Source organism: Streptomyces sp. NPDC026515 (genome assembly GCF_055567595.1).
The window spans coordinates 40007-57029 of record NZ_JBVHQD010000013.1 but is presented as its reverse complement, the minus strand read 5'-3'; the positions used below and the strand labels follow the sequence as shown (position 1 = coordinate 57029).

The following is a 17023-nucleotide window of genomic DNA, read 5'->3' as shown; positions in this document are numbered from 1 at the left end:
AGGGTGCGGCCCCGGTCGGCCCAGGTCCGCATCAGATCACGGTAGATCGGCGGATCCTGCGGTGCGGGCGGCGGAGCCGGGGCCGGTGCCGTGGGCGGGGGTACGAAGATACGGCGCTGACGGCCGAGGGCGGTGTAGGTGGTCGTCATGCCCGGCCAACGCGGCGGTGGCCGCCCTGGTCACCGATCGCCCGAATCGTGCGTGAGTTCGTGGACGTCCGGTCCCGGATCTGGCCACTCCCGACTTTCTGACATACCGTCAGCCGGACCGTCTCCAGCCCTCCGGGGAGGCCCGCCATGGCCGACGACCGTCCCGTACCGCTCGACGAGTACCCGGTGCACCAGGTCCCGCTCTCCATGAAGCACGTCGCCAGCGGGGACCGGAACGCCTACGACCGTTGCATCTTCCACGTTCTCGACCACGACGGCCGCGCCCTGCTCATCCTCGGCCTCGGCGTCTACCCGAACGTCGGAGTGATCGACGCCTACGCCACCCTGCGCACCGGGGACACCCTGCACGCGGTACGCGCCTCGGACGCGCTCGGCGACGACCGGATGCGGCTCGTGGTCGGACCCCTGCGCATCGAGGTCGAGGAGCCGCTGCGGCGCTTCCGTCTGACCTGCGACGACTCGATCTCCTGCGACCTGACCTGGACCGCCGGCTTCCCGGCCCTGTGGGAGCCGCACCACCTGCAACGCCGGGGTGACCGGCTGACGTTGGAGGGGCGCAGGTTCGTGCAGGCCGGGGGAGTGTCCGGGGTGATCCGGGCCGGCGGCGAGGAGTTCCGCGTCGACCCCGCCGGCTGGAGCGGCACCCGGGACCGCAGCTGGGGCGTCCGCCCGATACCGGGGGAGGACGGCGGACGGCTCGCCCAGGAGAACCCGGCCGAGGGGTTTCACTGGATCTGGTGCCCGGTCCGCTTCGAGGACCGCTTCCTGATGGTCATCACCCAGGAGGACGCCGACGGCTACCGCACCCTGAACGACGCCACCCTGGTCCGGCCCGGCCATCGCGACCGCCAACTCGGCTGGCCGCGGTCCGAGATCAGCTACCGCTCCGGCACCCGGCACCCGGAGCGCGCCGTCGTCCACCTCGGCGACCCGCGCAAGCCCCTGGAACTCCAGGTGGAGTTCCTCGCCTCCTCGCCGCTGGCGATCGGTGCCGGCTACCCGCCGGCGGACGACTGGCAGCACGGCACCTGGCAGGGCCGCGCCTGGACGGACCGCCGTACCTACGACATGACCGCACCGCACCCGCGCGCGGCCTACGGGGTCACCGACCACTCCGCACGCTTCCGGCTGGACGGCCGGACCGGCCACGGCATCTTCGAGCACGGCTCGTTCGGCAGGCACGATCCGAGCGGCTTCACCGGCTTCGACTCGGTGGCGCCCTGAGGGAGGAGGCCGGGATGACGACGGCACCACGCCCACGCACCACCACACGCGACCCGGAGGAGCTCGGCCGCCGGCTGACCGCCTGGCTGGACGCCCGGCTCCCCGGCGCCCGGGCCGTCGGCATCACGGTCCCCGCCTCCAACGGCATGTCCAGCGAGACCCTGCTGTTCGACATCGAGCACCCTCACCCGCCGCTGCGCGCCTGCGCGTTGAGGCTGGCGGCCGACCCCTCGGCGTACACGGTCTTTCCCACGTACGACCTCACCCGCCAGTACCGCACCATGCGGCTGGTCGCCGAACACACGGACGTGCCGGTGCCCCGGGTCCGGTGGCTGGAGGAGGATCCAGGGCCGCTCGGCGCGCCCTTCTTCGTCATGGAACGGGCCGAGGGCCGTGTCCCACCCGACGTCATGCCCTATACGTACGAGGGGAATTGGCTGCACGCGGCGAGCGATGCCGAACGCGAGCGCCTCGAAGCGGCGTCCGTCGGCCTTCTGGCCAAGCTGCACGACCAAGTCCCCCTCGAAGAGGCGGAGTTCCTGGCGCTGCCCGGGGACGGCGACACCCTGCGCCGGCACGTCGAGTCCCAACGCGCCTACTACGACTGGGTGGTGGACGGACTCGCCCGCTCACCCCTGATCGAGGCCGCGTTCGACCGGCTGGCCGAGCTGTGGCCGGCCGAGCCCGGCACCCCGGTCCTCAACTGGGGAGACGCCCGCATCGGGAACGTGGTCTACGACGGCTTCGACCCCGTTGCCGTACTCGACTGGGAGATGGCCGCGCCGGCCCCGCGCGAGGTGGACCTCGGCTGGACCGTCTACCTGCACCGCTTCTTCCAGGACCTCACGGCCGGCTCCGGACAGCGGGGACTGCCCGGGTTCATGCGCCGTGAGCGGGTCGAGGCCCGCTACGCCCGGCTGACCGGCCACGTCCCGCGGGACATGGACTTCTACACCCTGTACGCCGCCCTGCGGCACGCGATCGTCATGCTGCGCATCGCCTACCGCCAGGTGTACTTCGGTGAGGTCGCCGTCCCGGCGGATCCGGACACACTGATCCTGCACCACGGCAGTCTGCGCGCCATGGTGCAGGGCAGCTACTGGGATGCGGTGCGGTGACTCAGGCGGCCTGACGACCGAGGTCACTGCCGCCGAGGCGGCGCATCGTCGGTACGCGCATCGGGCGCGAGCCCGGGCCGCCGACGTGCGAGAAGGGCTGCGTCCGCCAGTCCAGACCCTGCGGGAGGGTGAGCAGGAGGGCGGTGTCCTGCTCCTGCGGCTCGACCGACTCGTCCGCGGACGAGGCCTCGGCCGAGGCACGGCCCGTCCCGGCACAGACGGTCAGGCCGAACGGGTTCCACGGGGAGGCGCACAGCGCGTGCTCCGGCAGGAACTCCTCGTCCGCCAGCAGGGCGATCGGCTGCGCGCAGTCCGGGCAGATCACCCGGTACATCTCGAAGGTGTCGTACGCGTCCAGTTCGTCGGCCTCGTAGAGGTCGGGTTCGACGCCCTCCGGCTCGGGCTCGACGACCAGCTGCGGGCGCTTGGACGTGGGACGACCAGGGCGCTTAAGACTCTGCATGGGTAACTCCCCCTCGGGCTGGGCCGTATCGGCGCTGCGGCCTCGACCACAGCAAGCACTTCCCGTCCGGTCCTGGCGGTAATCACGAGACCATCACGGAGCCCGCCGAAGAGCTGTGGCGTTCGTCACATGCCGCCCGCAGGTGCCCGGTGCGGTGGTTTTGTCCCTCGGCGGGCCCGCAACCTGCCCTCCGGGACATCACGAACCGGCCGTGAGCCGGGTGGCCGAGGTATCCCAGAGATCAGGTGCACGGTAGCTTTTGCGCCATGGAGGAGCTGGACCGTCAAATCGTGCAGCTGCTCGTCAAGGACGGGCGGATGAGCTACACCGACCTGGGCAAGGCCACGGGCCTTTCCACGTCGGCCGTGCACCAGCGGGTGCGCCGGCTGGAGCAGCGCGGCGTCATCCGCGGCTACGCCGCGGTCGTCGACCCGGAGGCCGTCGGGCTGCCCATGACGGCGTTCATCTCCGTGAAACCCTTCGACCCCAGCGCCCCCGACGACATCGCGGACCGGCTGGCCGGCGTCCCCGAGATCGAGGCCTGCCACAGCGTGGCCGGCGACGAGAACTACATCCTCAAGGTGCGGGTGGCGACCCCGCACGAGCTGGAGGAGCTGCTGGCCCGGCTGCGCGGGCTCGCGGGGGTGTCCACCCGGACGACGGTGGTGCTGTCGACGCCGTACGAGGCACGGCCGCCCCGGATCTGAGCACCGCCGCGCGGTCGGTGGTGCCGTCGATCGCGGTGGGTGGGACTGTGCACCACGCCGCGCCCCTGACGGGCCTCCGGGGCACCCTCTGTCCAGGGGTGCCGGTGGCAGGGGTGAGACTGTTCCTCATGAGTGATCGAGCCTCCCAGCCCCAGACCGTCCTGCTGCGCCGCGGCGAGGTGCACAGTCCCGCCGATCCGTTCGCGACCGCGATGGTCGTGGAGCGCGGACAGGTCGCCTGGGTCGGGTCCGAGGGGGCCGCCGACGCCTTCGCGGACGGGGTCGACGAGGTCGTGGACCTGGACGGGGCCCTGGTCACCCCCGCCTTCACGGACGCCCATGTCCACACCACGTCCACCGGACTGGCGCTGACCGGGCTCGACCTGTCCGGGGCCGGCTCGCTGGACGCGGCGCTCGCGCTGGTACGGGACTTCGCCGCCGCACGCCCGGACGACCGGGTGCTGCTCGGGCACGGCTGGGACGCCTCCCGCTGGCCGGACGGCCGTCCGCCGGCCCGCGCCGAGCTGGACGCGGCCACCGGGGGGCGCCCGCTCTATCTCTCCCGCATCGACGTCCACTCGGCCGCCGTGAGCACGGCCCTGCTGGACCTGGTCCCCGGTGCGGTCCCCCGGGAGGACGCTCCGCTCGCCGGCGACGCCCACCACGCCGTGCGCGCCGCCGCGTTCGCGGCCGTGACGCCCGCCCAGCGCGCCGAGGCCCAGCGCGCCGCCCTCGCGCACGCCGTCTCCCTCGGGATCGGCACCGTCCACGAGTGCGGCGGACCGAAGATCTCCTCCGAGGACGACTTCACCGGCCTCCTGCGGCTGGCCGCGCAGACTCCCGGCCCGCGGGTGGTCGGCTACTGGGCGGAGGAGGACGCCGACAAGGCGCGCGAGCTGGGTGCCCTCGGCGCCGCCGGAGACCTCTTCGTCGACGGGGCGCTCGGCTCGCACACCGCCTGCCTGCACGAGCCCTACGCCGACGCCGGCCACACCACCGGCTCCGCCTACCTGGACGCGGCCGCGGTCGCCGCCCACGTCACCGCGTGCACCGAAGCCGGACTCCAGGCGGGCTTCCACGCCATCGGGGACGCCGCCGTGAGCGCGGTGGTGGAGGGCGTGCGAGCCGCCGCCGAGAAGGTCGGCCCGGCCCGCGTCCGTGCCGCCCGGCACCGTGTCGAGCACGCCGAGATGCTCACCCCCGAGCACATCGCCGCCTTCGCCGAGTTCGGGCTGATCGCCTCCGTGCAGCCCGCCTTCGACGCGCTGTGGGGCGGCGCCGACGGCATGTACGCCCAGCGGCTCGGGGCCGAGCGGGCCCGCACCCTCAACCCCTACGCGGCCCTCCTCAAGGCCGGGGTCCCGCTCGCCTTCGGTTCCGACAGCCCGGTCACCCCGCTCGACCCCTGGGGGACCGTGCGCGCCGCCGCCTTCCACCGCACGCCCGGGCACCGGGTCTCGGTGCGCGCCGCGTTCACCGCGCACACGAGGGGCGGCTGGCGGGCGACCGGCCGGGACGACGCGGGTGTCCTGGTGCCGGGCGCGCCCGCCGACTACGCGGTCTGGCGCACCGAGGAACTGGTGGTGCAGGCCCCGGACGACCGGGTCGCCCGCTGGTCCACCGACCCGCGCTCCGGCACCCCCGGCCTGCCCGATCTGACCCCCGGCCAGGAGCTTCCGGTCTGTCTGCGCACCGTGGTGGGCGGCCGGACCGTGTTCGTACGGCCGGGCGAGTGATCTCCCGGGGTGGCGTGGTCGTCATCGACGGTCGCCGCTCCGTCGCGCGACCTGCGCATCCTCCGCTCTGACCAGGGGTTTGATGTCGTTTGCGCAGGTCAGACGGCTGTTGACAGCCAGCGGCAGCGGGCCGGTAGGTTCGGCCGAGTCCACCACCGGACGCCCGACCGGGGAGCAGTTCGCGCACTCGTCGCAGCGCCGCTGGGTCAGGGACGGGGCCCCGCACCGGGGTGCCGCCACTGGGAGCCAGGCTCAGCGCCCGCGCCGACGAGGGAACGTTCCGGCCGGTCGGGAGGTGTGACCCGGGTGGGGCCCGGACGCTCAGTAGACAACGGCTTTCGGTCGACCCGCAGCCAGCGGGTCCCAGGTCGGCCCGAAGGGCGCCGGGCCCCCATCCGCAGCCGAACGGGCCGGCGGAATCATGGATGAACGGCACCCGAAACGGGCATCCTTACCCCGTTCTTGCGGAATCGACACCACCACACGCTCGAGCTGTCACGTCAGTGCAGGCGGTGGCCACTATGGTGGTCCCCTGCGTACGACATGAAGGGGCAGCAGTGAACGACGGCGACGGGACCCTCGCGGCACAGGCCCAGGAGAGGCGGTTCGGCCCGCTCGGCACGGCCTTGGTGATCATCCCCACGTACAACGAGGCGGAGAACATCAAGTCCATCGTCGGCCGGGTACGCCGGGCCGTCCCCGAGGCGCACGTGCTGGTGGCGGACGACAACAGCCCCGACGGCACCGGAAAGCTCGCCGACGAACTGGCCGCCGAGGACGACCACGTCCAGGTGCTGCACCGCAAGGGCAAGGAGGGCCTCGGGGCCGCCTATCTCGCGGGCTTCCGCTGGGGCATGGACAACGGCTACGGCGTACTCGTCGAGATGGACGCCGACGGCTCCCACCAGCCGGAGGAGCTGCCCCGGCTGCTGACCGCCCTGAAGGGCGCCGACCTGGTGCTCGGCTCCCGCTGGGTGCCCGGCGGCCGGGTGGTGAACTGGCCCAAGTCCCGCGAGTTCATCTCCCGGGGCGGTTCCCTCTACTCCCGTCTCGCGCTCGACCTCCCGCTGCGTGACATCACCGGCGGCTACCGCGCCTTCCGGCGCGAGACCCTCGAGGGCCTGGGACTCGACGAGGTGGCGTCACAGGGCTACTGCTTCCAGGTCGACCTGGCGCGCCGTGCGATCAAGGCCGGCTTCCACGTGGTCGAGGTGCCCATCACCTTCGTCGAGCGGGAGCTGGGCGACTCCAAGATGAGCCGCGACATCATGGTGGAGGCCCTGTGGCGGGTCACGTCGTGGGGTCTCACCGAGCGGATGGGCAAGATCACCGGCAAGGGCAGGCCGGCTTCCCGGACGGACGATTCCCGCTGATCATCCCCCTTATCCCGCACTGAGCCGGGCCCAGGCACACTGGGAGCATGACGACTGGCGCGCAGCCCCCTCCGCAGACCACCACCCGGCCCCGGCGTTCCCGGCTCGGCAGATATCTGCCGCTGGGGCTCGCCGCGTGGCTGGTGCTGGAGATCTGGCTGCTGACGGTCGTCGCGGGCGCGGCGGGCGGCATGGCCGTGCTCCTGCTGCTGGTGGCGGGCTTCGTCGCCGGGGCCGTGGTCATCAAGCGGGCCGGACGCCGCGCCTTCCGGAGTCTGAACGAGGCGATCCAGCGCGGCGGCTCACCGGAGCGGGGCGGCGGCAACGGCCTGATGATGCTGGGCGGCCTGCTCCTCATGATCCCCGGCCTGGTCTCCGACGCACTCGGCCTGCTGCTCCTGCTGCCGCCGGTGCAGAAGGCGGTCTCCCGCCTGACCGGACGCACCCTCGACCGCAGACTCCGCGCGTCCGCCCCCGGCACCCTGGGCGACGCCTTCCAGCAGGCCCGTATGCACCGCCCCGACGGCAAGGTGGTCCAGGGCGAGGTGATCATCCGGAACGACGGTCGGCAGCGGGGCGACGAGCCGACGGGGGAGCGGCCGCCGCTGACGCGCTGAGCCCGCGGACACAGCACCGGAAAACCGAGGGCGCCCTACGTTCACCGAACGTAGGGCGCCCTCGGGTTTTGTTATGTCGGATTCCCGTGACACGGGACTATGCGGACTTACGGCTGTCCCGCGGATGAATCGCGATGTTCATCGCGCCGGAGCGCAGAACCGCCAGACGCTCCTCGAGGACCTCTTCGAGCTCCTCACGGGTGCGCCGCTCCATCAGCATGTCCCAGTGGGTACGCGCGGGCTTGGCCTTCTTCTCTTCAGGGCCGTCGCCGTCCACGAGGAGTGCCTGGGCCCCGCAGACCTTGCACTCCCACTCCGGCGGGATCTCCGCCTCGACCGAGAAGGGCATCTCGAACCGGTGCCCCTTCTCGCATGCGTACTCCACGGCCTGGCGCGGAGCCAGGTCGATACCGCGGTCCGTCTCGTAGCTGGTCACTACGAGGCGTGTACCGCGAAGAGCTCGCTCACTCATGAATCGTGCCTCCCGGGCTTGTCGCCCACAGGACAGGTGTCGCTGTCGTCGTCATCCGGTCAACGTCCGGTCGGCGGTAAAGATTCCCGTTCCGGGCCATGCGTCGCCGTCGTAGCCGCCCCTTGTTGTACCCACCCGCGCCCGGTTTGTCACATCTGCTAGCAGATGTCACCCAGCGTTTCTGCATCTTTGACGCGCAGTAACGGTCCGCCTGGCAGGCCAAACGCGTACACTACCGCTCTTCGGCGTTGAACGCTAAATCTTCCCGCGGGCCCCTCGTGCCGGATCCTCCGCTAGACCTTCTGCGGAACCGGATTGCCGGCCTCGCCGATCGCCTGCCGCACCGGCACCCGCGCGAGCAGCGCGAACCCGATGACGAAGAAGACCACCAGCGAGATGATCGCCGAGCGGTAGCTTCCGGTCAGCTGGAAGGTGATCCCGAACAACAGGGGCCCCAGCCAGCTCATCCCCCGATCGCTCATCTCGTAAGCCGCGAAGTACTCGGCTTCCTTGCCGGGCGGTACCAGATGCGAGAACAGCGAGCGGGACAGCGCCTGGCTGCCGCCGAGGACGAGACCGATGCCGGCCGCGAGGACGAAGAACCACACCGGGGCCCCGGCCGGCAGGAAGTAGCCGGCCGCCAGCGTCACCGTCCACGCCACCAGCGACCCGAGGATCGTGCGCTTCGCGCCGTACGTCCTGGCCAGCCGCCCCATCGTCAGGGCGCCGGCCACCGCCAGCACCTGGACCAGCAGAACGGCCCCGATGAGCGTCGACTGGCCGAGCCCGAGCTCCTCGGAGCCGTAGACGGACGCCTGGGAGATCACGGTCTGGATGCCGTCGTTGTAGACTAGGTACGCCAGCAGGAAGGACAGCGTCAGCGGATGGCGGCGCATGTCCCGGGCGGTCGCCGCGAGTTGACGCAGCCCGGGCGCCGTCGCCCCGGCCGCGCCGCGCCCCCTGCCGCCCCGGTCGCGCAGCCGCCGCAGCGGTACGAGGGTGAAGGCGCCCCACCACAGACCCGCCGCGGCCAGACAGACGCGGACCGCCTCCGTCTCGGAGAGACCGAAGGAGTCGTGGGCGGAGTACAGGACCAGGTCGGCTATCAGCACCAGGGAACCGGCCGCGTAGCCGAAGGCCCAGCCCCGGGAGGAGATCGTGTCGCGTTCCTCGGGCGGGGCGATCTGGGGGAGGTAGGAGTTGTAGAGCATCAGGGCGACCGACTGGGCCGCGTTCGCCACGACCAGCAGCAGCCCGCCGAGCAGGTAGCGGTCGCCGTCGAGGAAGAACATGCCCGTGGTCGCGACGGCCCCGGTGTACGCGGCCGCGCCGAGCAGCTGCTTCTTGCGGCCCGTACGGTCGGCCAGGCTGCCCACCAGGGGCATCAGCACGACCGCCACGATCACCGACAGGGAGACCGAGTAGGCGAAGAAGGAGCCCGAGCGGACCGGGATGCCGAGCGGGTGCACATAGCCGTCCGCGTCGGCCGCGTGGTCGGCGACCGACGTGAGGTACGGGCCGAGGAACACGGTGAGCACGCTCGTCGAGTAGACCGAGCACGCCCAGTCGTAGACGTACCAGCCACGCTGTTCGCGCCGCAGCTCGGTGACCTCGTCCGAGGCCTCCGTCCGCACGGTTTCGGTGCCCACCCGTGCCCTCGCCTTTCCCGCAGCAGTCTCGTCGCGCGTCTCAGACCCAGACGCCGCGGTCCTGCATGACCTCACGCAACGTGTCGATGTGATCGGTCATGATGCCATCGACTCCCAGGTCCAGGAGCCGGTGCATCCGCTCGGGTTCGTTGATGGTCCACACGTGGACGTGCAGCCCGCGCGCGTGGGCGGCGCGGACGAAGCGCCGGTCGACGACCGGGACGCCCGACTGCGACTCGGGTACCTGCGCGGCGACCGCCGACCGGCGCACCGAGGCGGGCAGCCCCCAGGAGCGCAGCCGCAGTCCGACCACACCGCGGGTGCCGAACGAGGTGGCCAGCCGCGGCCCGGCGATGCGCTGCGCCCGCAGCACCCGCGCCTCGGAGAACGAGCCGACGCAGACCCGGTCGTAGGAGTCCGTGCGGTCGATCAGGTCCAGCAGGGGCCGCAGCGCGGGCTCCGCCTTGGCGTCCACGTTCCAGCGGACGTCCGGGAACTCCTCCAGGAGTTCCTCGAAGAGGGGGAGTGGCTCGCGGCCCGCCACGCGCGCGTGCCGTACGTCCTGCCACGGCAGGTCGCCGATCCGGCCCGCCCCGTCGGTGACCCGGTCCAGGGTGTCGTCGTGGAAGGCGACGAGCCTGCCGTCCGCCGTGGCGTGCACATCGGTCTCGATGTACCGGTAGCCCAGCTCGACGGCGCGCCGGAACTGCGCCACGGTGTTCTCCAGGCCGTCGGCGGCCCCGCCGCGGTGGGCGAAGGCGATGGGGCCCGGGTGGTCCAGGTACGGGTGGCGTATCAGCGTGCTCACGGGCGAAGTATGGCCTGCTCCGATGACCCCCTGGCAACGACCGTGCTGCCTGCGGATGCCGGCGGAACGGCGAACACCTTCAGGAACAGCTGGGCCAGGGGCCCGATGGACAGGGCGTACAGCAGGGTCCCGGCACCGATGGTCCCGCCCAGCGCGAAACCCGTGACGACCACCGCGACCTCGATCGCGGTCCGGATCAGCCGGATCGACCGTCCGGTGCGCCGGTGCAGACCCGTCATCAGACCGTCCCGGGGGCCGGGCCCGAAGTCCGCCGCGATGTACAGCCCGGTCGCCGCGCCGTTGACTACGATCCCCGCCGCCATCAGCGGTATCCGCACGGCGAACGTGTGTGCGCCGGGGAGGACGGCGAGCGTGGCGTTCATGGCGAGGCCGATGACGAACACGTTGGAGACCGTGCCGAGGCCCGGGCGCTGGCGCAGCGGTATCCACAGGAGCAGCACGGCCGCGCCCACGATGATCGACACCGTGCCGATGCTCAGCCCGACGTGCTCGGCGAGCCCCTGGTGGAGCACGCCCCAGGGCTCAAGACCCAGGCCCGCCTCGACGAGAAGCCCGGAACTCACGCCGTACAGGGTGAGCCCCGCGTAGAGCTGGAACAGCCGCCGCCGGAACCGGCCTCGTGTGGACAAGAGGTACCCCCTGCTGGTGATGGTGGACTGGCCCATGTCACTCTGTGGCTTGGGAAGAAAAGGCATCCATGGCCAATTCGGGGAAGGTGGACTGATTCTCATGGCGCAGTGGACCTCGGCAGTGGGCGCCGCACAGCTCGCCCGGCTGCTCCACTCGCAGCAGGACCGTCCGGCCGGCCCCGGCACCCGGCGCCCGCCCGCCTACCGCGCGCTCGCCGACGGTGTCCGCCTGCTGGTCCTCGAAGGACGCGTCCCGGTCGCCGCCCGGCTGCCCGCCGAACGCGAACTGGCCCTCGCGCTGTCCGTCAGCCGTACGACCGTCGCGGCGGCGTACGAGGCGTTGCGCGCGGAGGGATTCCTGGAGTCCCGGCGGGGCGCGGGCAGCTGGACCGCCGTCCCGGCGGGCAACCCGCTGCCCGCCCGCGGCCTCGAACCGCTGCCGCCCGAGGCGCTCGGTTCGCTCATCGATCTGGGCACCGCCGCCCTGCCCGCCCCCGAGCCGTGGCTGACCCGCGCGGTCCAGGGCGCCCTGGAGGAACTCCCGCCGTACGCCCGCACGCACGGCGACTACCCGGCCGGACTCCCGGTGCTGCGCGCGATGATCGCGGAGCGCTACACCGCGCGCGGGATCCCCACGATGCCCGAGCAGATCATGGTCACCACCGGTGCGATGGGCGCGATCGACGCGATCTGTCATCTCTTCGGCGGGCGCGGTGAGCGGATCGCCGTCGAGTCACCCTCGTACGCCAACATCCTCCAGCTGATGCGGGAGGCGGGCGCCCGGCTGGTTCCCGTGGCGATGGCGGAGGGCCTCACGGGCTGGGACCTGGACCGCTGGCGCCAGGTGCTGCGGGAGGCGGCGCCCCGGATCGCCTACGTCGTCGCCGACTTCCACAACCCCACCGGGGCCCTGGCCGACGAGGACCAGCGCCGCCGGCTGGTCGACGCGGCCCGCTCGGCGGGCACGGTGCTGGTCGTCGACGAGACGATGAGCGAGCTGTGGCTGGACGAGGGCGTGGAGATGCCGCGCCCGGTCTGCGGCTTCGACCCGGCGGGCTCGACCGTGGTCACCGTCGGCTCCGCCAGCAAGGCGTTCTGGGCGGGCATGCGCATCGGGTGGGTGCGCGCGGCCCCGGACGTCATCCGCAGCCTGGTCGCCGCGCGCGCCTACGCGGACCTGGGGACGCCGGTGCTGGAGCAGCTGGCGGTGAACTGGCTGTTCGGCACGGGGGGCTGGGAGCAGGCGGTCGAGGTGCGCCGCGCACAGGCCCGCCAGAACCGGGACGACCTGCTGGCCGCGGTACGGCGGGAGCTGCCGAGCTGGGAGTTCGAGGTGCCGCGGGGCGGGCTGACGTTGTGGGTCCGGGCGGGCGGGCTGTCCGGGTCGCGGCTGGCGGAGGCGGGGGAGCGGGTGGGGGTGCGCGTCCCGTCCGGGCCACGGTTCGGGGTGGACGGCGCGTTCGAGGGTTATGTGCGGCTTCCGTTCACCGTGGGGGGAGCGGTGGCGGAGGAGGCGGCGAGCCGACTGGCCGCGGCGGCTCGGCTGGTGGAGGCGGGCGCCTCCGGCGGCGGCGAGGCGCCGAGGACGTTCGTGGCGTAGGAGCGGTCGGGCGGTGGTCGGACGGGCCGGTGAGGGCGCCGGGCGCCGCTGGTTCCCCGCGCGCCTTGCGGGGCTCTCGGTGACCGCATCGCGTCTTCAGGGGCGCGGGAACCGCGCGATCAGCCCCCCGCGGCCCGCAGCCGGACGACCGCCTCCTGCCTCAGGCTTCGGAGACGGCCACTTCCATCGGCGCCGCCTCCACCGGGTCCGGCTGCTCCGCCGGCTCGGAGGGGCCGCTCCGCGGCGGCAGCAGGTCCAGTACCGCCTGCCGGTCCGTGTCGCTGGTCGCGTCGTCGTACGGGTCCGGTGTGGAGGGTACCTGGAGCCGCAGCACCGGGCCGTGGCCCAGCCGGGCGTAGCCCCGGCCCGGCGGCATGTGGGCCAGCGGTGTCGTGTGCGGCGGCGCTCCCAGCGCCGCCTCCAGTTCGTCCGGCAGCGCCGGCCCGAGCACGACACGCGCGCGTGTGTGCTGCCGCAACGCCTCGCTCACCGCGTCCGTGCTGTCGAGGTGCTCGGCGACCACCACGGTGACGTTCGCCGCGCGGCCGTGCCGCAGCGGGGTCTGGAGCAGGGTCTGCGGGTCCTTGTGGCCGTTCGCCGAGGCCAGGTGGACGAAGGAACCGGGACGGTCCAGCAGGATCCACAGCGGACGCCGGCAGTCGTCCGGCGGCGGATAGCCGGCCTGCCGCGCGCGGTTGACGGCGATGAGCCGCCGTTCCGTCTCGTGCGCGGCCCATTCGAGGCTGGCGAGAGCCCCCGCGAGGCCGCACTCCACGGCGAGGACACCGTCCCGGCCGGAGAGACACGCGTACTCGCCGGTGCCGCCGCCCTCGATGATCAGCACGTCGCCGTACTGGAGGGCCTGGAGGGCGACCGAGCGCAGCAGGGTCGAGGTGCCGCTGCCGGGGCGGCCCATGACCAGCAGATGAGGTTCGGTGGAGCGGGCGCCGGTACGCCAGACGACCGGCGGGACGTCGCGTTGCTCCTCGCCGTAGGTGAGCGGGAGCGTGCGCTGGACCTCGCTGGGGTCGGTGAAGCCCAGGACCGTCTCGCCCGGCGACGTGACGAACCGCTGGGCGGCGATGTCGGTGGGCAGCGGGGCGAGGACGGTCACCGTGAGCCGGTTGCCCTCCTCGTCCCACGCGAAGTGGTACTCGCGGCCGCGCCCGGACTTCGCGGTGAGCAGGTACTCGATCCGTGCGCGGGCCCCGGGCTCGCCGTCCGGGAAGTACGCGGGGTAGCGGATCAGCAGCTGCCGGACGCGGCCGGCCTCGTCGAACTCGTGGGAGAGGAAGGCCTTCTCCCACTCCCCGCCGTGTGCGTACAGCGGCGCCGGGTCCTCGGCGGCCGAGAAGTACGGCACCAGGGCCTCGTACAGGGACTGGAGCCGCTGGGTCTGCGACTCGTCGGGGCCCTCCGGCGGGGGCGGGGTGCGGTCGCGGCCGTGCCAGGCACTCGCCGCCATCAGGGTGATGACGGCGAGCAGCGGTCCGTACGGCACCAGGGCCACGACCAGGACGACCGAGGCCACCAGGAACAGCAGCGGGCCACGCTTGTCCTTGGGGGTCTCCGTCCACTTGCGCCGGCCGGCCGAGGCCAGCCGGCGCAGCCCACGTGTGACGGTGATGAGCGGATGGAGGACGTCGGTGGCGTTGTCGGCAGCCGTCCGGGCCAGCTCCCTGCTCCGGGCGAGCTGCGCGGTGCCGTTGCTCAGAATGCGGGGGAGAGGGCGCCGGACCACTGCTGCCTCCTGAAGGTGCGTAGGGACGGGAGGGACGTCAGAACTTGATGCCGCCGAGCAGGCTCGCCAGGCTCTCGCCGCCGGCCTTGATGCTCGGTGCGATCGCCGTACTGGCGAGATAGAAGCCGAAGAGCGCCGAGACCGTGGCGTGCGACGGCTTCAGTCCGTCCTTGCGGAAGAAGAGGAAGACGATGATGCCGAGCACGATGACGCCTGAGATGGAGAGGATCATTTGCGATCTCCTGGTGTCGAGGGGGGACAGTCACCATGAGTTCTTCCAGCATCACAGAAGGTATCTATACGATTAAAGGTGCGAATGGGTGAAATCAAGTCGATTTCACTCGACCGGCGGATCGTTCCGGCCTCTGGCGACCGGACGGACGGCGCGGCCGCGGTGATCTTCCCTCGGGCGGTTCCGGTCGTGCGCACCCTGAAGCCAGTACGCTGGCGATTCACTCGTACGGCCGCGCGGCCCGCCCGTTGCCGTACGCTCCCCCCGTCCGCGGAAGTCCCCGCAGCACACAGGAGAGGCGGTCCGTTCGATGAGCGAAGCCCCCGACCCCGAGGTCGTGGAGCTGGCGACCAAGATCTTCGATCTGGCCCGGCAGGGACGGACCGAGGCGCTCGTGGCGTATCTCGACGCGGGCGTTCCGGCCAACCTCACCAACGACCGCGGTGACTCCCTCGTGATGCTCGCCGCCTACCACGGGCACGCCGGCGCGGTGCGCGAGCTGCTCGCCCGCGGTGCCGACGCGGACCGGATCAACGACAGAGGCCAGACCCCGCTCGCCGGCGCGGTCTTCAAAGGTGAGACCGAGGTCGTCGAGGCGCTCATGGCGTTCGGCGCGGACCCCGCCGCGGGTACTCCGTCGGCCGTCGACACCGCTCGGATGTTCGGCAAGGCAGAACTTCTCGAGTTGTTCGGTATCAGCTGAACCATCCCTTCCGACCAGCGAAAACACACAAAACGGGGGAGGCGGTACAGGGCCGCCGAAATTTCGGTCGCGGCAGGTCGAAGTGCCGAGTCATCATGACGTCGTGATTCATGGACGCGATGGCTGGGCAGGTGATGCCGCACCGCGCGGGCCGTGACGCGGCCCGCATGGGCCACTGACGAGAGGCAGAGAGAAATGGTCTACAGCGAGCAAGAGACGGCGGGCGCTCCGACGTTGTGTCACGCGGCCAGGTAGTGCGTGTTCTCCGGTTGCGTCGACGCTTGATGTGAGGCTGTTTCCCATGTTCGATCCGGTCATAGCGCCCAGCGGTACGCTGCTCGGCCTGCTCCAGCGGGGCCGTGGCGACGGCACGCTGCACGCGCTCACCGCCCCGCGCGCCGAAGCGCTCGCGGCACTGAACCACTGCGTGCTCCGCGATCCCCGCCACGACTGGCAGGTGGAGAACCGCTCCCTTTACTACGCCCGCTTGTATCTCGACCTGAACGGCGAGCTGGACGCCATCGAGGCGCATCTCTTCGACCCCGACGACGTCCTCGACACCGAGGAGTCCCGTACCGGCCTGGCGCTGGCCGTGCTCGGGCACCTCGCCTCCTACGGCAGGCGGGACGCCCTCGTGCTGCTGCGCAGGTACGCCGCCACCGGCACCAACTGGGCCTGGGCGCTGGACGAGCTGGCGCTGCGCGACGACGACGCGGGCCTGTGCGCGCTGGCCGCGCCGGTGCTCGCGCGGTTCACCACGGACGCCGAGGGCGAGGCCGAGCTGGCCACCGCCGTACGGGACGCCTTCGAACCACGGCCCTGGCGGCTGTGGGCCGAGGATCCCCGGGAATCGATCGCCACGCGCGTGCGTGCCGCCCAGGAGACCGGCTGTTTCGACCGCTGGCAGCGCCAGATGCGACCTACCGGGCCCCGTCCGGGGTGGAGCGTGCGCGCGGTCTTCGAGTGGGCCCAGCAGGGCGTCGAGCGGGGCGCGGCCCTGCACGTGCCGGCCGCCCGCTGCCTGGTCGCCGTAGCCGGTCCCGAGGACCGGCCGGAGATCCTGCAGGCGGCCAAGGACGGCACCGACGGGGCCCGCTGCACCGCGTTGCGCTACCTCGCCGACAGCAACGACCCCGACGCCCTGCGCCTGATCGAGGCCGCCGTGGCCGACGGCACCGCCGCCGTCGTGGAGGCGGCCGTCGACGCCTTCGAACGCATGCGCAGCATCGCCGCCGTCGACCGCGCCCGGGGCTGGGCCCGCCGGCCCGACGCCCTCGGCGCCGCCGCCGGACGGATGCTCGCCTGCCGGGGCGGCGCCCAGGACGGCGAACTTGTCCTCGCGGCGCTCCGGGAGGCCGTACGCGGCGAAGGCCCGGACGCACCGACCCTGTGGACCCTCGTCGACGGCACCGGACGCCTCGGCATCGCCTGCGCCGCGCCCGTCCTGCGGCACGTCTACCGCGAGACCGCCTCGTCACATCTGCGAGGCCGCGCCGCCCGCGCCCTGGCCGCCACCGATCCCTCCTTCGCCACCGGATTCGCCGTCGAATGCCTCTGGGACTGCGAGGAGACCACCCGCGAGATCGCCGCCCGGCACGCCGAGACCGCTGACGCCCGGGTCGTCGAACAACTCCGCCGGCTCGCCGCGGACCCCGCCGAGGAGGACGAGGTCCAGACGGCCGTCCGCAGCCGTATCGGACCGGACACACCCGCCGTGTGAGGCATCGCCACGGGGGATCACGGCTTCATCCCGGGACCAC

General features: G+C 72.3%; 16 protein-coding genes. 9 read left to right on the top strand and 7 right to left on the bottom strand.

Translation table 11 applies throughout. The features are described from left to right. Positions 1 to 296: 296 nt before the first annotated feature. A complete protein-coding gene (locus ACZ4O3_RS26470) occupies positions 297 to 1394 on the top strand; it encodes an Rv3169 family protein (RefSeq protein WP_467724600.1) in 1098 nt (365 codons plus the stop codon). A gap of 14 nt (positions 1395 to 1408) precedes the next feature. Then, complete coding sequence (locus ACZ4O3_RS26465; protein ID WP_467724598.1) at positions 1409 to 2512, top strand: phosphotransferase family protein; 1104 nt, start codon at positions 1409 to 1411, stop codon at positions 2510 to 2512. Position 2513: 1 nt separating this feature from the next. Here the strand turns inward: ACZ4O3_RS26465 and ACZ4O3_RS26460 are convergent, their stop codons facing one another. After that, positions 2514 to 2975, bottom strand: a complete 462-nt coding sequence (locus ACZ4O3_RS26460; protein WP_362722006.1) for a uroporphyrinogen-III synthase — start codon at positions 2973 to 2975, stop codon at positions 2514 to 2516. Positions 2976 to 3241: 266 nt separating this feature from the next. On the opposite strand from ACZ4O3_RS26460, the gene ACZ4O3_RS26455 reads away from it, so the two are divergent. The 4 genes from ACZ4O3_RS26455 (at position 3242) to fxsA (ending at position 7408) form a co-directional block, all read left to right on the top strand. Continuing rightward, positions 3242 to 3682, top strand: coding sequence for an Lrp/AsnC family transcriptional regulator (locus ACZ4O3_RS26455; RefSeq protein WP_053759891.1), 441 nt, complete (start codon positions 3242 to 3244; stop codon positions 3680 to 3682). Between the two features lie 128 nt (positions 3683 to 3810). Then, entirely contained in the window at positions 3811 to 5418 is a 1608-nt protein-coding gene (locus tag ACZ4O3_RS26450) for an amidohydrolase (protein WP_467724596.1), read from the top strand. Positions 5419 to 5975: 557 nt separating this feature from the next. Then, a complete protein-coding gene (locus tag ACZ4O3_RS26445) occupies positions 5976 to 6791 on the top strand; it encodes a polyprenol monophosphomannose synthase (RefSeq protein WP_362731643.1) in 816 nt (271 codons plus the stop codon). 47 nt (positions 6792 to 6838) lie between these two features. Beyond that, complete coding sequence (gene fxsA, locus ACZ4O3_RS26440; protein ID WP_467724593.1) at positions 6839 to 7408, top strand: FxsA family membrane protein; 570 nt, start codon at positions 6839 to 6841, stop codon at positions 7406 to 7408. Positions 7409 to 7505: 97 nt separating this feature from the next. Here fxsA and ACZ4O3_RS26435 read toward each other — a convergent pair whose 3' ends face one another. The 4 genes from ACZ4O3_RS26435 to yczE all read right to left on the bottom strand — a co-directional run bounded on the left by ACZ4O3_RS26435 (position 7506) and on the right by yczE (position 11023). Beyond that, entirely contained in the window at positions 7506 to 7880 is a 375-nt protein-coding gene (locus ACZ4O3_RS26435; protein WP_010046329.1) for an RNA polymerase-binding protein RbpA, read from the bottom strand. A 293-nt stretch (positions 7881 to 8173) separates the two neighbouring features. Further along, positions 8174 to 9529 carry an MFS transporter gene (locus ACZ4O3_RS26430; RefSeq protein ID WP_384993989.1) on the bottom strand — a complete coding sequence of 452 codons (1356 nt, stop codon included), beginning with the start codon at positions 9527 to 9529 and terminating at the stop codon, positions 8174 to 8176. 40 nt (positions 9530 to 9569) lie between these two features. After that, the gene (locus ACZ4O3_RS26425; protein WP_467724591.1) at positions 9570 to 10337 is read right to left on the bottom strand and encodes a glycerophosphodiester phosphodiesterase; all 768 of its coding nucleotides are present in this window, start codon (positions 10335 to 10337) and stop codon (positions 9570 to 9572) included. After that, entirely contained in the window at positions 10334 to 11023 is a 690-nt protein-coding gene (gene yczE, locus ACZ4O3_RS26420) for a membrane protein YczE (RefSeq protein WP_467724589.1), read from the bottom strand. Before yczE ends, ACZ4O3_RS26425 begins: the two co-directional genes overlap by 4 nt. A 64-nt stretch (positions 11024 to 11087) precedes the next feature. Between yczE and ACZ4O3_RS26415 the strand changes: the two genes are divergently transcribed. Further along, positions 11088 to 12587, top strand: a complete 1500-nt coding sequence (locus ACZ4O3_RS26415) for an SCO1417 family PLP biosynthesis transcription factor (protein ID WP_467724587.1) — start codon at positions 11088 to 11090, stop codon at positions 12585 to 12587. A gap of 160 nt (positions 12588 to 12747) precedes the next feature. Here the strand turns inward: ACZ4O3_RS26415 and ACZ4O3_RS26410 are convergent, their stop codons facing one another. After that, positions 12748 to 14328 carry an ATP-binding protein gene (locus ACZ4O3_RS26410; RefSeq protein ID WP_467724586.1) on the bottom strand — a complete coding sequence of 527 codons (1581 nt, stop codon included), beginning with the start codon at positions 14326 to 14328 and terminating at the stop codon, positions 12748 to 12750. Positions 14329 to 14365: 37 nt separating this feature from the next. Continuing rightward, positions 14366 to 14560, bottom strand: a complete 195-nt coding sequence (locus ACZ4O3_RS26405; protein WP_046731976.1) for a hypothetical protein — start codon at positions 14558 to 14560, stop codon at positions 14366 to 14368. Between the two features lie 310 nt (positions 14561 to 14870). Here ACZ4O3_RS26405 and ACZ4O3_RS26400 point away from each other — a divergent pair, with 310 nt between their 5' ends. Next, complete coding sequence (locus tag ACZ4O3_RS26400) at positions 14871 to 15263, top strand: ankyrin repeat domain-containing protein (RefSeq protein ID WP_467724584.1); 393 nt, start codon at positions 14871 to 14873, stop codon at positions 15261 to 15263. A gap of 301 nt (positions 15264 to 15564) precedes the next feature. Then, a complete protein-coding gene (locus ACZ4O3_RS26395) occupies positions 15565 to 16983 on the top strand; it encodes a HEAT repeat domain-containing protein (protein WP_467724583.1) in 1419 nt (472 codons plus the stop codon). Positions 16984 to 17023 lie beyond the last annotated feature (40 nt).